Source organism: Pseudomonas rustica (genome assembly GCF_018336155.1).
Classification (GTDB): domain Bacteria; phylum Pseudomonadota; class Gammaproteobacteria; order Pseudomonadales; family Pseudomonadaceae; genus Aquipseudomonas; species Aquipseudomonas rustica.
Window position 1 is genome coordinate 120,637 of the sequence record NZ_JAGYHF010000001.1, and the last position, 16,434, is coordinate 137,070.

The 16,434-nt window shown below is 52.8% G+C and carries 7 protein-coding genes and 3 pseudogenes; 7 read left to right on the top strand and 3 right to left on the bottom strand.

Annotated features, from left to right (window positions below; translation table 11 throughout):
• Window positions 1-94 precede the first annotated feature (94 nt).
• The 4 genes and pseudogenes from KFS80_RS27200 to KFS80_RS00595 form a co-directional block, all read left to right on the top strand.
• Window positions 95-1,036: pseudogene (locus KFS80_RS27200) on the top strand (methyl-accepting chemotaxis protein); the annotation flags it as partial.
• A gap of 24 nt (window positions 1,037-1,060) precedes the next feature.
• A complete protein-coding gene (locus KFS80_RS00585) occupies window positions 1,061-3,709 on the top strand; it encodes an EAL domain-containing protein (protein ID WP_042560302.1) in 2,649 nt (882 codons plus the stop codon).
• 1,282 nt (window positions 3,710-4,991) lie between these two features.
• Window positions 4,992-5,924, top strand: a complete 933-nt coding sequence (locus tag KFS80_RS00590; RefSeq protein ID WP_042560303.1) for a universal stress protein — start codon at window positions 4,992-4,994, stop codon at window positions 5,922-5,924.
• A gap of 162 nt (window positions 5,925-6,086) precedes the next feature.
• Window positions 6,087-6,902, top strand: coding sequence for an EamA/RhaT family transporter (locus KFS80_RS00595; protein WP_246541534.1), 816 nt, complete (start codon window positions 6,087-6,089; stop codon window positions 6,900-6,902).
• A 1,590-nt stretch (window positions 6,903-8,492) separates the two neighbouring features.
• Here the strand turns inward: KFS80_RS00595 and KFS80_RS00600 are convergent.
• Window positions 8,493-8,676 (bottom strand): annotated as a pseudogene (locus tag KFS80_RS00600) (DUF1289 domain-containing protein).
• 170 nt (window positions 8,677-8,846) lie between these two features.
• Here KFS80_RS00600 and KFS80_RS00605 point away from each other — a divergent pair.
• Window positions 8,847-9,533, top strand: coding sequence for a substrate-binding periplasmic protein (locus tag KFS80_RS00605; protein ID WP_212543709.1), 687 nt, complete (start codon window positions 8,847-8,849; stop codon window positions 9,531-9,533).
• A gap of 46 nt (window positions 9,534-9,579) precedes the next feature.
• Here the strand turns inward: KFS80_RS00605 and KFS80_RS00610 are convergent, their stop codons facing one another.
• Both KFS80_RS00610 and KFS80_RS00615 read right to left on the bottom strand, forming a co-directional pair.
• On the bottom strand, window positions 9,580-11,139 hold the full coding sequence (locus KFS80_RS00610; protein ID WP_042560306.1) for a sensor domain-containing diguanylate cyclase: 1,560 nt from the start codon (window positions 11,137-11,139) through the stop codon (window positions 9,580-9,582).
• 344 nt (window positions 11,140-11,483) lie between these two features.
• Window positions 11,484-12,218 (bottom strand): annotated as a pseudogene (locus KFS80_RS00615) (heavy metal sensor histidine kinase); the annotation flags it as partial.
• A 538-nt stretch (window positions 12,219-12,756) separates the two neighbouring features.
• On the opposite strand from KFS80_RS00615, the gene KFS80_RS00620 reads away from it, so the two are divergent.
• Together KFS80_RS00620 and KFS80_RS00625 are read left to right on the top strand one after the other, a co-directional pair.
• Window positions 12,757-14,679, top strand: a complete 1,923-nt coding sequence (locus tag KFS80_RS00620; protein WP_042560307.1) for an ATP-dependent nuclease — start codon at window positions 12,757-12,759, stop codon at window positions 14,677-14,679.
• Window positions 14,676-16,358, top strand: a complete 1,683-nt coding sequence (locus KFS80_RS00625; protein ID WP_042560308.1) for an ATP-dependent helicase — start codon at window positions 14,676-14,678, stop codon at window positions 16,356-16,358. The genes KFS80_RS00620 and KFS80_RS00625 overlap by 4 nt, the downstream gene beginning before the upstream one ends.
• The last annotated feature ends 76 nt before the right edge of the window (window positions 16,359-16,434 follow it).

The window sequence follows — 16,434 nt, forward strand, 5'->3', positions numbered from 1 at the left end:
GATAATCGCCATCCTCTTCCTAGCCATGGGATGGTGGTCATATACGCGAGAGGAAAATCAACTCAATCGAATAATCAAAGGCGCTCCTGATGCTTTTAGTGATTCGATTAGCGCCCTTACCTACAGCGACATATACGGCCCCTCGGCGCAGCTGGAAATGATATTGATCAGTGAGGATGCGCGACTTAAAACCGCCTTGACTCGACTGAGCGATCTGGCTAACCAGGTGGCTGAGGCCGCTGCGCACTCCTCCTTGCTCTCTAACCAAACTGAACATGCCTTGCTCGAGCAGCGCGCCGAAACGGACATGACCGCAGCCGCTATGACTGAAATGGCGGCTTCAATCAGTGAGGTGGCTGGGCATGTTCAGCAAACCGCGACTGAGGCGCAAACAGCGAATGAATTGGCCGAACAAGGCGACAAAGTCGCCGGTACCACCAGAGAGGCGATTCAGCTTCTGGCTAGCACGGTAATTAACATCAGCACTGCGGTGGATAACCTCGCCAATGAAACACAGCAAATTATGACTGCTGCCGGGGTGATCCAATCTATTGCGGATCAAACCAACTTGCTGGCCCTCAATGCGGCAATTGAAGCGGCCAGGGCTGGTGAACAGGGTCGAGGTTTTGCTGTGGTCGCTGATGAAGTACGCGCTTTGGCCAGTAAAACCCGTGTGTCTACCCAACAAATTCAGAGTGTTATTGAAACCCTTAAAAAAGGTGCCGATGAGGCGGTGAGCATTGCCAGACTTGGTATCCGCGAGGCAGATCAAGGCGTGCAACAGGTCATAGAGGCGCAGGGTGCCCTTCAAGGTATTCGCGAAGCGGTCGAACGCATCAGTGGCATGAGTCAGCAAATGGCCGCCGCTTCAGAAGAACAGGCGCATGTCGCCGAAGATATAGCTCGGCAGATCAACAACGTCGCAGGAACTGTTGATAGAACAGCTAAAAATGCTAACGCAGCGGTCGCTCGTAGCAGTGAGCTTGAAACTACCTCCCGTGGTTTACGGGCTCTGGTTGAACGCTTCAACAGGTAACCAGACCTAAGGGAGAGGGTCGTCTTGATTATCAGCCTAATTAATGGAGCGGCATTGCTTTTGGCTTTGTGCTGGCTGCACGCGTTTATTACGCGCCGCTGGGACAAGCACAGCACAGCAATACAATTGGTTTTAGGAATGCTATTCGGCGCTATTTGCGTGATTGGCATGCTAAATCCCATCTCGCCAGAGCCCGGAATATTCTTCGATGGCCGCAGCGTAGTTCTGAGCATGGCCGCACTATTTAACGGGCCACTCGTAGCCGGCGTTGCCGGCCTGATCGCGGGTATTTACCGAATATGGATGGGTGGCAGCGGTATGGCTTTTGGTCTAGCGGAGATCTGCCTATCCATACTGTTTGGCCTGTTGTACCGGCATTGTTCCTTAAGCGGCAAGCTCGCTATCGGCGCTTGGCAGCTTTGGTTTTTAGGCCTGTTAATGCAGGTTTTGGATATGCTGTTGTTGCCCGCAGCACAAGCAGCATCCAGCTTGGAACAGACAGCTGTTCCCTTGCTGCTGGTCATGCCAGTTGCGACAGTTGTACTGGGTTTAATGCTCAAAGAGATCGAGCAACGCCAACGAACCGAGCTCGCCCTGCAACTCAGAGAGTCGCGCCTACGCGCAATCACCGAGGCGATCCCTGACACCCTATTGGTGCTGGATGAAGATGGACTCTACCTTGAGGTGACCCCTTCCAAGAAAGAGGCGCACAACGATGTCCTGACCGCACGTATTGGCCAAAGCGTGCACGATGTATTGCCCCAAAGCGAAGCTGAGCGTTTCATGGACTTCATACGACAGACCTTGGCCAGCGATAGTCCGCAACTCATCGAATACACTCGGCAGAGCGCAGATGGCGTAAAGATACTTGAGGGTCATGCCCAGCGTCTGGATATTCAACTCAATGGCAAGCAGGCGGTGGTGGTACTCGCCCGCGATGTAACCCAGCGGGTCGATGACGAACATGAATTGCGCATCGCAGCCGCCGCGTTTGAAACGCAGCAGGGCATGATCATCACCGACGAGTTCAACCGCATTCTGCGAGTCAATCAGGCCTTCAGCACCATCACCGGCTACAGCCGCGAGGAAGCTGTTGGACAGCGAACCAGCCTGCTCAGCTCTGGACGCCAAAGCTTGGCGTTTTATCAGAGCATGTGGCAACAGCTCAAGGCGGTAGATCGCTGGCAGGGTGAAATCTGGAATCGGCGTAAAAACGGAGAAATTTTCCCCGAGTGGCTGTCAATCAGCGCGGTGCGAAATACCCAGGGCCAGGTTATCAACTACGTTGCATCCATTGACGATACATCCGAGCGTAAGGCGGCCGAGGAGCGTATCCAGCGCCTTGCCTTTTTTGATGGACTAACCGACCTGCCCAATCGGAGCCTTCTCCTCGATCGCTTGCAGCACGCGCGGGATGGTTGCGTGCGTAATGGCGAGTGTGCAGCACTGATGTTTCTCGACCTAGATGGATTTAAGAACATCAACGATATGCATGGGCACCATATTGGTGACAAGGTCTTGTGCCTAGCCGCTGCGCGGCTCAACGGCGCAGTACGGGTGAGCGACACAGTGGCACGCCTTGGCGGCGATGAGTTCGTGGTGCTGCTTGAGCACCTCAACAAGCAACCACAACAGGCTGCCATGCAGGTCGAGCAAATCACTACATCACTGCTAGCGACACTCGCCGCACCTTACCAAATCGACGGACTAGAGTTGCGCAGCAGTGCGAGTATCGGCGTAACTTTGTTCAACGACGGATCATACTCAATAGATGAACTCATGCAACGTGCTGACCTGTCGATGTACGAAGCCAAAGCAGCGGGTAAGCACACGGTGCGGTTCTTCGATCCGCGCATGCAGGAGGCTGTTAGCAAGCGCCTAAACCTGGAACAGGAAATTCGTCGGGGGCTACTGTCCGAAGAGTTCATCCCCTACCTGCAGCCGCAGCTAGATGACACAGGTTGTCTGGTTGGAGCTGAAGTCTTGGCACGCTGGCAACATCCTCAACGTGGCCTGCTTAGTCCAGCTGCCTTTGTTGAGGTGGCCGAGCACGCCGGCTTGATTGAGACGCTGGATTTGCAAATGCTGCAGAATGCTTGCCATCAGCTAGCGTTGTGGCAGCAACAGTCGGCCACGGCATCACTCAGTTTGTCCGTCAACCTTAGTGCACGGCTCCTCTATCAGACAAACTTTGTTGAGCGAGTGCTTCAAATTTTGAAGCAAAGTGGCGCAGACCCACACAGACTGAAACTTGAGCTTACCGAAACGCTACTCCTTGACGACTTACCAGGTGCCATTGCTCGCATATGTGAACTAAAGGCCCATGGAATTCGCTTCTCAATCGACGACTTTGGCACTGGTTACTCGTCGCTGGCCTACTTGCAGCAACTATCACTGGATCAATTGAAGATCGACCAGTCTTTTGTTCGCGAGTTGCCGGGGGACTCAAACAGTCTTGCAATCGTCCGAGCCATCTTTGCCTTGGCCAATAGTCTGCAGCTCGAGATAATTGCCGAAGGGGTGGAGAGTCAAGAGCAACACATCGCTCTACTGGAGCTCGGCTGCCGGAGCTTCCAGGGCTACCTCTTCGGCCGACCAATGCCGCTGATCGAGTTTGAGCGTCTAATGCTGACGCATTCTATGAAAGTTGAGAGTGAAGTCCCTATGCTTTAAATGAGGCAGCGAATTCATGGCAGGCACAATTGCGGAGTGAGTCGCCTAGGCCACACAACGTTAAGACGTGAGGTCGATTTGGGCTTCGGCCCGAAGCAGCGATAGCGAATGTGGCTTAAACACCCAATTCGACAGACCGTTTGATGAACCTCTGCAGGCGCTCCCCTCTCCAGTCGACTGATAAGCCGAACACAGCTCTCGTTTCCACCCTCGTCCTCAACATGTCCAGTGGGCGCTTAGAATCCAGCCCTCAAACCGGCAAGCTCATCCACTCCGTTGCAGCGGCGATGTTGTCCTCGAACAGGGTCAATGCTTACTTAAAGACAGCAATCAATGCTCAAGGGGTCGCTTTCGACTGCACTGAAACGTCCTTTGTATGCTTAACGCCCCCATGATGCCGGGGATACGCCGATAATCTGAGAAATGACCTGTCGGCCGACCTGCAGAATGCACGCTATCAAATACCCGAAACGAAGGCCTAGGTGCATGAGGACATGACGTGTTGTCGTGGTCACTTAGATTTAAGTGCACACTATCTCTTGGCCTTGCAGGGCTGAGTAGATGACTTGGCCGGACGGTGACATCTATCCGGGTAACTGGGCTTGAACAAAGCAACCATCCCAGTAGAACTCACCACTTGATCCATCACAATCAGAAAAGCGCTCGCGACAAATTTTCTTGCGTTTTGGCGTACTTTGCATCGAAAAAGATAATCTGCTTCAGGCGTCTCAGCCAGCTAGAGCGGTGCTTTTTTCATCAGATCGAATGGTTTTTTTTCAGAGTTTCCTTAGGTGAAAATCAACTAACTCAGCCGACCAACTACCTAAGTTTTAAGCAAAATTGCCGTCATACTTAACAACCGAGTTGAGCGCACAGAAAAAGCGCTACAAAGCAACTCGATTTGTTTCACCAAGTCGGTAGGTAATCCGCTGCGCGCAATCGCGCAATATTGGCGCGGGCGGATAGGCGCAGGCAAGCATTGCATTGAACGCAGCAGATGCTCAAGAGCTTCTTTCCCAGCAACGCAACCAACAGGATGTACACAGTTCATCTGGCACCATGTGTATCGAGCGCGTTACAACTTAATATAGATGCCATGGAAGAACAGCGCCAGTGATACGGAGTCAACTTGCACAGTTGCATGAGCGATCAGCAGCCGCTCCGGTTATTTACGCCAGCGCGATTCAAGCGTCAACAATCGGACTTAGCGGGCAGAATTCGATATTCGCTGTCGCGTGCGGCGGTGCACCTAAAAACTGTACTTATGCACAGGAAGACACTCATGCACACCATTCGCAACACCTTGGTGGTGGTGGATTCGAAGCAGCCTAAGGATCTGATCCTGAATAGAGCCAAAATGATTGCCAGGGCCACTCAGTCGCACCTGCATCTGCTGGCTTGCGACAAGGAACGCCACCACTGCTCCTACCTGAGCGACATGCAAAACGGCTTGGAACAGGAGGGTTATAGCGTCAGCGCCCAGCAGGCCTGGCATGGGAGTTCACACAAGACCATCATCGCCGCCCAACAAGCGCAGGGATGCGGCCTGGTGATCAAGCAACACCTGCCCGACAACCCGCTGATGAAGGCCCTGCTCACCCCCGAGGACTGGAAGCTATTGCGATACTGCCCCAGCCCCGTGCTCATAGTAAAAAGCGCAACGCCTTGGAACGGTGGCACCATTCTCGCAGCCATCGATGCTGGCAGCAGTGACATGGAACATCGCGTCCTGCATTCCGGCATCGTCAGCCACGGTTATGACATCGCCACACTGGCCGGCGGCACTCTGCACATGTTGAGCGCCCACCCCTACCCCATGCTGTCGGCGGCCGATTCCGTCTTCCAACTCAAAGAAAGCATTCAGGCGCTCTATCGCGAACGGTGCAAGACGTTCCAGGCCGAATTCGACGTCAGCGACGAACGTCTGCACATCGAGGAAGGCCCTGCCGATGTGCTGATTCCGTACATCGCGCACAAGCTCGAAGCCGTGCTCACGGTGATCGGTAGCGTGGCTCGCACCGGACTATCCGGCGCATTGATCGGCAACACCGCTGAGATGATTCTGCACACCCTGGACAGCGACGTACTGGTGCTCAAACCGGACGACATCATTACCCACCTGGAGGAACTGGCCGCCCCATCACCCAGTACATCGGCAGATACTGCGGCATCCTCTTGGCCATATAATCACCATAATCATCGGCCACATACTTAGGAGTTAGTCAACTGAACCGGCAAACCCTCTGCCTTGGCATATGAGTTTAACCATGCAGATTCACTCAGTAAGCAAGACCTGCCGTCCTGCTAGCCAGCGCCAAGAAGAAGGCGAGGCGCTCCCGCGCCGGAGCCAGTTAGCAGCCTTGTCCGCAGGATGCTAGTGCTGTTTGTTTACCGGAGCGAATTGCGGCAATTGCGGTTGAGCGATTGGGCATTCGCCGCGCTACTGGGCTTCTTAGGATACATCGGCTACTTCTTCCTGATCACCACTGCGGTCTTGGCTGCTGGGCCGGTGATCCCTCCGGTGATGATGGGGTCAGTACCGATCGTGCTCGCGATTGCCGGCAACTTGCGAAGCTCCAGCGTGCCCTGGCGCGCTATTGCCGGGCCACTGTTGGTAGCGGCATTGGGCATAAGTTTGGTCAACCTGAGCGTGTTTGACTTTAGCAGCGCGACGGTGGTGCGCCCTACAACTTCAATACTATTTGGGCTGCTCGCAACGTTGTTGGCGATCGGATTTTGGACTGGTTTTGGCCTATTAAATGAAAGTGCTTTGGCTCAACGCCCAAGCATGTCCCCCATGCTTTGGTCGGCCATGCTGATCTTCATTTGTAGCGTCGAAATGCTGGCCTTCATCCCAGTTGGGCTGTACTTGAAACTGTCCCACTTCGCTAGCCAGCCGAGCGGGTTAGCAGGTACCCAGGCGTTAATAGTTTGTGGGTTAATTCAGGGGGTAGGGGCCACGCTTGCATGTGCCTGGGCATGGTGTATCGCAACTCGACGCCTACCTCTGGCTCTAAGCGGGCAATTGATCGCCAGCGAAACCCTTTACGCGACTGCGATGGGCCTGACCATCAACCAGGGCGGGCCCTCTCCTATGGAAGCGCTTGGGACAGGGTTGCTATTCGTAGGCGTGGTGTGGGCTATACGCGCTTTTTATCGCAGGCAAATACGTATCGAGAGCATGGCGGGATAACTGGTCTTAGCCGAAATTGCCGGCATGGGCATTTCAGGTATCCACTTTGGATTGATCTGACCGTCGAACAGTTGGACACTTAACAGCGTAGTGTGCAGAGGGTGCTTCACGGACAAACTCCAACGCATCATCACAACCTTCTTCCGCCAATCGTTCCACAAGCGTGTCCATATCGCTCTCGTCAGACGTCAGTTCGTAATTGAGGGTGAAGGAAAAGACCATCTCGAACACTCCGCTTCAGCAAGGCTCTACCCGAAGATGCAATAGCCGGGCCCTGCTGGCCCGAAGCATCGACTATAGGAAAAATGGCTCAACATGGCACCTACTGCCGAACCGTGCTTCATGCGATAAGAGGCATGGTGTACCGTTATAAATTGTCTCAGCTTAAGCCCGTCCCGATCTTGAAGTCGCCTCCTTTTACCGGTACTTGTAGGGCACCAATCTCATGCACGGAAGCAACCATGCACCCAAGATTCAGAGTGATTGAAACCACCACACTCGACGATGGCAGCACGCGATACCGAGTCGTCGATCTTGTAGAAGGAGGCTCAGACAGCAAGCATGGAGTCTTCAAGGTCAGGAAAGAGGCAGAGGCTGTCTGCTCGCTCCTGAATGCTGAGCATCCACATCAAAATGGGGTAGGTCGTACGTCCATGAGCTTCTGATCCACTTGCCTCGAAACGTCAAACACTTGATACCTTCTTGAGGATGAAAATGCCCTATCGCGCAGTCATGGGTTCTCGATCCGTGAGTACGTTTTGAAGGCGCTCCAAGTTCAGTCGCTGGCACTCAGTCTCGGCTTCTTCTCGGGCCTGGTAGGTAGTCGCCAAGCGTAGCTTCTCTTCGTTGTCATAGATGTTGAAACCTATGGGTGCAGTCTCGCAGTAGAAGCGCACTCCATTACGCATTGATCCCGTTTCTGTTGGTATTGCAGGGACAACAACAAATCTCGAAATCATCTTCACGCCCTCTCCAAGCACTTCCTCACTATTAACGGCTATGAGCCACTACAGCAAGTCTTCGCCATCAGTTTCCGATGACAAGCACAAGCGGCCTTGGAATGGTTCTCGATAAGATCTACAACGGGGATATCGCGAGAGCGCGACAGCTGGACGGTGCTTACCTTGGCCCACAAATTCAGCAACTGCAAACAGGTATGGCCAGCCTTGGGCCACTCGGCATTATAGTGGCAGGGACGATGTAGTTGAACTCTGCGCCCCTAGTCAACCCGCCAATGACGTTTGTCGCGACCTAGACCAACTCGGATGCCGGGCGCTTCCTGCCTTTTGAAGGCTCAATTTGCGCATTTATTACTAAGTCACCGGTGAAAAATTGGTACTAGCTTCATTCACTCTTACGACACCCTTCCGAGCGAAGACACTCTCCTCCTTATCGTAGTGAATCACCGATTCAACACTGGTATTCTCGCCGCCACGTTCGCCAATCATTAAGGGATGAAGGCGAAAATAGAAGCCCCGAAGTCGCGAACCTTCGGGGCTTTGCTTTTTTGTATCACTGTCACCGTAATTGGTCAGCGAATACCACCGCTTAACTCGCGGCATCAGCTCGCCTAACCATAACCAACGAGGTTTAAGCGTTCTTTTTTTGCAGGCTTTTCAGACGCTGAGCAGCTCGCTGCACCGCAGCCATCTTTTCTGGGCATTTCATGCGCTTCCATTTTTTGATGTCCTCCTTGGTACGACCACAGCTCAGGCACAGTTCACTATTCAGTTAGCAAACGGAAATACAGGGGGTTTTCGATATCCTTGGCCATGCTTCAACTCCCAGCAAAGCTTCACCGATTCAAGAAAGCCTCCCATGTATAAAACAAAGAGTCGTCAAAGAATGTGGCCAAATATAGCTCCGATCCTTCTGACTTGCACACTACAGCTCCTGACAGCGAGCGCCTGCATCGCACAAGAGACGCGCGAGACGCTCACAATCATGGTCGAAGATGCCGCCGCACCATGGTCAAAGAGTGATGGCACAGGTTACGCCAATGACGTGGTTGTAGCCGCCTTCAAAGAGATGGGGATAGAGGTTCGACTAAGAGTAGTGCCGTATTCACGCTGTAAGTACATGGTTCTCAGTGGCCAAGTCGCCGCCTGCTTCAACATGAGCTGGCAACCCGAATTCGAGGGCAAGATCAAGCTGGCTGCACAGCCGATTTTCAAAGTAAGTAACGACGTATTCGAACATATCAATACTCCCTTGCCGAAGCCTCCAGATGGAAAATGTGTTTTGCCGCCCGGCACTGTCGTTGGCATCACCAGAGACTATGAATACTCTGCCCAGGTGACGGCGCTCCAGACCTCAGGGGTGGTGCTCGAGAACTCAATCTCCGATTTAACAAGCTTGCAAAAACTCGCTGCTCGGCGTTTTCAGGCGGTATTGGTGATGAGCAATGACCTTGAGACCAGAAATCAAAAAGCCATACAGTCGGGCACTGAGGATTTAGTGCGCTTCGCCTTCAATTGCGGAATGCTGGACTCCACGATTGGCTTTAGCTTGACCCATCCAGACGGATTGCGAGCGCTGGAGATGTATGACGAGGGCTATCGACGCATCAAGGCCAACGGTGCCCTCAAGGATATTCACATGCGCTGGTTTCCTTGGCTTCATTGGCCTTGACCATACGACTGCGGTGTTCGCAAGCAACATAGTATGGGTAACCATCTCAAGTTTCAGGGGACTCGGTCATCGCCACTCCTTTGCGCCCCAGTTGTTTAACGCCGTACATTGCCTGATCCGCCGCTTTCAGCAACGAACTCAGACTTTGGCCATGATTGGGACACAGAGAGACTCCGATACTGCACGACAGTGTTAGCTCTCCTGCGCTTGTCGCTACTGTCTGCGCAATGGTTTCCAGTACCCTCTCAGCGTACTGCTCAGCACTCTCTGGGTTGATAAGATCCGTGATCAGAATCACGAATTCATCTCCGCCGTAGCGTGCGACGGTGTCACAAGAACGAGTGACCTGAAGCATGCGATTCGCGACTGCCTTGAGAACCTGGTCACCGACCTCATGGCCATGCTTATCGTTAATGTCCTTGAAATGATCCAGATCGATCAACAGTACGGCAAACGCAGTCCCACTCAATGTCCAGTTTGAGAGGGCCTGATCAAAACGATCGGCGAAGAGGTAGCGATTCGGCAGTTGGGTTAGAACATCATGGGTGGCGAGATAAGCCGAGCGTTCGAGTTCAATCTCGGCTCTTTCGATCGCTTTGAAATGCCGAATCAACACCACCGGCATCAGTACAAATGCCCCCGCGAGAACCGCGAGGATTATCAACGTTTCCGCAGTGAGAATATCCCCTAATCGCAACTGACGCTCAAACAACAAGGTCATAGGTTGTGAAGAACTTGTGATCTCTACTCGGTCAGCCAGAGCCGGCAAGAGGAGGCGATCCAGGATACCGGCTTGCTTGATCTCTGTTGTAAAGACATTGCTTTCAGATCCTGCAGCGGTTTTCAGGACAGCACTGACGCTAACCAGGGGATCTACGTTCGCATAATTCACCGCATCCTGTAGCGCACTCGTCTTGATCAAAAGCAAAGACACCATCGTGCTGCCAAAGAAATTGGGGCGGGTATTCTCTCGCGCCTGTTCAGGCCGACTGACGGACTGCATCAGAATGTAAGCGCTACCGCCCTCGTACATTGAGAAAACCGGTGATACCACAGGTTTCTGGCTACTGTGGGTTCGAGCCAGCGCATAGGAGAGATAGGCGACGGTTTCCAGCCTGACACCATAGATCGAGCTGGATTCAGGGAGTAACGGGTACATGAACAATACAGGCCAAGTCTCGCTGAGATACACCTGAGGTTGTGCAGGTTGATGAGTGAGGCTGGGGAAGTCCTTGAGTTCAAAGTCTGGCCGCCAGGTACGCCGCAATAGATCTTCGAACGCAGCCTGTTCGCCGATGGGTACCGCCCTCGCCGCCTCGAGCATGTAAATATGAGGGTAAGCGGATAAAACGGCTGCTGCGTAGCGGGCCGTCGCATCCGTATCGCTTTGATCGACAGCCTGGAGAAATGCAGAGAAACCGGCCAACACTGCCTCATTGGTATCAAGCTGTTTACGCACAATGCCGGAAATATTCTGCACGTACTCCGAGAAACGCTTTTCTGTACGTTGAGTCTCGGACTTCAGCAGTAACAGGGCTGAAAAGCCAACCAATCCGACAGCGAGGATAATGAACCCTGCCAAGGAGCTGCGCCGCTTAGTAAACATCACTTTAGGGATTCCAAGGCACAGAGGGAGATGGGGGCTGAGCGACCGATATGATGCCGATTTGAAGGTCATTGAGTATTGAAAACAATTCCCAAGGGATCAGATCTGATGCGCATATTTGCGATTCAAAAATGATGCTGGGCACGGTTACATCTCCCTAAAAATGGCGTAGCAGGCTTTCGGATTCATGCTCAGCACTGCCTCTGCCCCTTTCGCATGTGCCCGAAAGACCACTTTTCGAGCTACATTTGCATGCTTGCTACGTGGTCACCACTGCAACGAAATTCATTCTAGGGCAATTTGCCATCATGCGCTGTGTCAGGTGCAATTCTTTTGGTTCGAGTTCAGGCGTTTTTAAGAGGGAATTCCAAGTGAAAGCTCGTACCTGCTTCAGTGCTGTCAACGGAAACGTGACCGCCATGCAGTTGCATGATTGAGCGAACAATGGCCAATCCCAAACCACCGGAATCGTCGGGTTGATTGCGTGATGGGTCACACCGGTAAAAGCGCTCAAACAAGCGCGGTAGATGTTCTGCAGCAATCCGCTCGCCGTGGTTGTGCACCGTGATTTGGAACCTGTCACCTGAAATCTCGCTGCTGACGGTCACTGCAGACGCGGGAGTCGCGTAGCGCAGCGCGTTGGCCAGCAAGTTAGCCAATGCGCGACGGATCAAGCCTGGATCCCCCAGCAACTGACCCTGAGTCTGGTTTATCAGTTGCACATCTCGCTCCTGTGCCACTCCGTCGAAATACTCACAGAGTTGCTCAATCAGATCGTGCAGGTTGATTTGCTCGACTGTTACGCAAGCGTTTGGCTGCTCGGTGCGAGCAAGAAACAGCATGCTGTCGATCATTCGGGCCAGCCTTTCATACTCTTCCTGATTGGAAACCAGCAGGTTCTGATAGTCCTCGATCGAGCGACTGCGCCTCAGGGCTTGCTGGGTATGACCCATCAGGTTACCGAGCGGGGTTCGCATCTCATGGGCGAGGTCTTCCGAGAAGCGTGAAAGCTGGGCGAATCCGTCCTCAAGGCGTGCAAGCATCTGGTTAAGGGCACTAGAGAGCAGTTTGAGCTCATTCAGCTCATTGAATGTAGACGCTGACGCCGAATCGACCCACGTGCTGACGCAAGACTGCCCTACCCCAAGTAGGCAGAAATCCAGCATAGGCAATGGCTCGCGAGGAATAAGACTGGGTCAGTGACATCTCGGCCACTGGGTCAATTCGGCGTCAGCACCAACACACAAATAGTAGCAGAGGGCCTAGCGGCCCCAATGGACGAGCTATTAAACAAAGCCGCAAGCACACATATTTTTTCCCAGTTTCGATCCCGAATCGTGACACCAAGACAGCCACGGCAGGAGCAGGTAAAGCAAAACGCCTGAAAACAAAGCCAAAACACGCTAGCGTTCGAGCCTAGGAAGGCTGGGGCGCCGCAGCTTTTTTTTGTTCTCAAATAATAGATCTCCGTTTTTGAAAAATGATTTCAATGGTGGCCTTTTGAAATTTGTGTAAATTTATTCTCGGTCGGCTCTGAAACGGTACATCCGCACCAAAGGCCGGATGCAGTGATCTTGGGAAAGCGTGTACCCCAAACATTCAGTAGGGAAGCTATCGATGAAGCTGTGCAGTCTGCGGGTGAATAATTTCCAATCCTTTGGGCCTGAAGGGGAAGAGGTTACTTTTGAGGACGTGACCTATTTACTAGGCCCTAACGGGGCAGGCAAAACAGCAACGCTTCAAGGCCTCTGTCGGATGTTCGCATTTGAACCGAATCTGCGACGTATCCGCCGTTCTGACTTCCACGTCCCGGCATCTGAGGAAAATCCACCTGAGCAAAGGGAGCTTTGGCTGGAGGCCGATTTCAGCTTTGAAGAAACGCAGGACGATGAGGACGCAGATACCGTTCCAGAGTTTTTCAATCAGATGGCCCTACGCACCTTCGACGATGTGCCACGAGTACGCTTTCGTTTAGAAGCGACGATGTACGAGGACGGTGAAATCGAAGAGCGTTTTCTGTTTGTGACAAAGACAGACGATGCAGGCAACCCTACATCCACCGCATCAGTTCCGAAGAGACATCGAGACAAAATCCACCTTCATTACCTTCCCGCACGCCGTGATCCATCTGACCACGTGGCATATGGCGCCACTGCCCTTCTTGGTCGGTTACTGCGGGCAGCCAACTGGAATGACGATCGCGAAACTGTAGCAGAACTGACGGAGCAAATTACCGAGTGCCTTACAGGCAATAAGTCTGTGCAAGCGTTGAGTGATAGCCTGAGCACAGCTTGGCAAAAATTGCACAGGGGCGACTTCTTTGCTTCCCCGCGATTGACGTTTCAAAATTCCGAAATAGAGGCTTTGCTCAGGCATTTATCTGTTTCGTTCAGCCCAGGTCATGGTGAAAACCAGGTGGATTTTGTACGCCTGAGCGATGGACAAAAGTCCATGCTGTATCTGTCTCTTGTGTTCTCAGCACTAGCGATTGGGAGGGAAGTCAGATCTGGCAAAAACACCTCATTTGACCCCCATAAACTCAAGCCACCAGCGTTCACGATCCTTGCGGTAGAAGAGCCTGAGAATAGCCTCTCACCTCATTACCTGGGTCGTATCGTTAACTCCCTGAAATCCTCTGTAGGTGTTGATGCTCAAGCGTTGATTGCAACCCAAGCGCCGTCGATGCTGCGTCGAGTAGAGCCGGAGCACATCCGTTACCTTCGACTTAACAGCAATCGACAAACCCGAGTTACGAAGATCTTGCTGCCGCCCAAACGCAGTGATGCTTACAAATTTGTGAGAGAGGCTGTTCAGGCGTTTCCGGAGGTGTATTTCGCAAGACTGGTCGTTTTGGGTGAGGGCGACAGCGAGGAAATCGTCCTGCCCAGGATCCTTCAGGCTAAGGGGGCTCCTGTTGACGAATTTGCAGTAACCATCGCCCCCCTAGGGGGTCGGCACGTGAACCACTTCTGGAAACTCTTATCGGCAATCGGTACTCCCTACATCACCCTTCTAGATCTGGATACTGGGCGCCATCAGGGTGGCTGGGGTCGTATAGGTTACATTCGAGATCAATTCGATGCGCATGCACCTCACCTCAACCTTCCACAAGATTGGATTCGGCATGCCTGGGACGATCCCGAGCGACCTATAAAGTCCCATCACTTTTTCAACAACTGCACAGTTAGTTTGTTCGCAGAACTCGAAAAGCGCGATGTATTTTACTCCGCACCCTTGGATTTAGATTTTGCGATGCTAGCTGCCTTTCCTCAGGCATATAGAGCAGAAGCGTTTCCAGCTACTGCAAAAAACCTTACATCAGTGCTCGGCGAAAACCATTTCAACCCCGGGCAATACGATGACGTAGAGCAGGCTTGGTTCGCTGCTTACCACAAACTATTCAAACTGAGCAGCAAACCAGCTGCACACCTGGACGCGCTTGGAAGACTTACTGATGAGCAACTCCTTGCCTCTCTTCCGGAATCTCTCGACCGACTAGCCGACAGGGTGATAGCAAAGCTGGAAGAGGCGCCTGAATGATCAATCCAGATCGGTGGGCTCCTTCCCCCGGGATTCGCTTGGAGCAAAATGCTTGGGAGGTGATACGGGAGTGCGGAAGGTCAGTCGTGCTAACAGCCGGGCCTGGAGCAGGAAAAACTGAAGTTCTCGCTCAGCGTGCTGACTTCCTACTGCGCACCAACAACTGCCGATACCCTAAAAGAATTCTCGCTGTATCGTTCAAAACAGACGCGAGTCGTAACCTCAAGCAACGGATACAAATGCGTTGCGGCGTAGAACATGCATCACGCTTCGATAGCGTGACTTTTCACGGTTTTGCAAAGCGAGTCATCGATAAATTTCGGCCTGTATTGGTGGAAGAAGCACTAGACCAAGATTACGTAATCGGGCCCGAGTACGTCGCGGGAAAACAAATAACCTTCAAGCAGCTCTTACCTTTCGCCTTGAAAATCTTGAAGGACAGTGAGGTCGCCCGCAATGCGATACGCACGACCTATTCCCATGTGTTTCTCGATGAGTTTCAAGACTGCACTGGCGACCAATACGAACTCATCAAGCTCCTATTCCACGATACCTCGACAATTCTAACCGCCGTTGGTGATACCAAGCAGACGATCATGGGTTGGGCGGGAGCATTGGATGGAATATTCAAAACCTACGCTGACGATTTCGCTGCCCGCCCTCTTCGACTATTCCTGAACTTCCGCTCTCTACCTCGTTTGCTGCGCATGCAGAACGATGTGATCCGAGAGATTGAAGCTGCCGCTGTGATGCCTGACGATCTCGTGGATGGTGACGGCGGGGACATACTCACCGGTCACTTCCGAAACTCCGCTGAAGAGGCTGAGGCTCTCGCAGAAATCATTCAGCACTGGATAGTTGAGGAGCGCATTCCACCTAACGAAATCGCGATCCTGATGCCTCGCCAGATAGAGGAATATGCTGAAGCGTTGATGGAGCAACTTGCGCGAAAAAGCATACCGTTTCGCAATGATCACGAGCTACAGGATTTGCTTAAGGAACCTGCAGTAGGTCTAGTGGTTGACTACCTAACCTGCCTATACGAGCCCGGGCAGTCCGAGGCATGGTCGAGGCTGATGTCGCAACTTGCTCCGTTTGAAGACGACGACAGTAAAAGCAGCGCACCCCAGATATTCGAAGAATTGTTTCGGTCTCACAAAAGACAAGTCGCCGCCGACAGCAAAACCCCCACTCCGTATGCTTCCTGGTGGAAGCTCGTTTTGGCACTGCTAAAGGGATTGAGCGCATCTGACCTAGCGGCCTTCTCGCCCGACTACCAATCGCGCCAACGTCTAACTGAGGTCGTACACGACGTCCGAGACCGTATCCGAGCCCAGATTGCCGAAGAGCCGAATCTACTCAAGGTATTGGCGGGATTGTCCGATAGCGACTCCGTCAGACTCCTGACAATGCACAAGAGCAAAGGATTAGAGTTCCACTCTGTGATTCTCCTTGGAGTTGAAACACAGGCGTTCTGGGGCAAGCTTGCAGAAGAGCGATGCGTTTTTTTCGTAGGCGTTTCTAGGGCAAAGCAGAGGCTCGTGCTGACTACTTCTGAGCTACGCCCTCGACCCAAGAGTTCAAAGAAGCGATGGGACGAGCGAAGGACTCAGCACGGCGAGTTCGTTAGCCACGTTGCGAGGCATCAGACCTGCTCGCTGCATGCGTGGAAAGGCTAAAACCCTTGGGGGAGCTATACCGTAATGAATAAACCTAAAGTTCTGCAGGCGAGATGCTCACCTTATCGTCATAGGC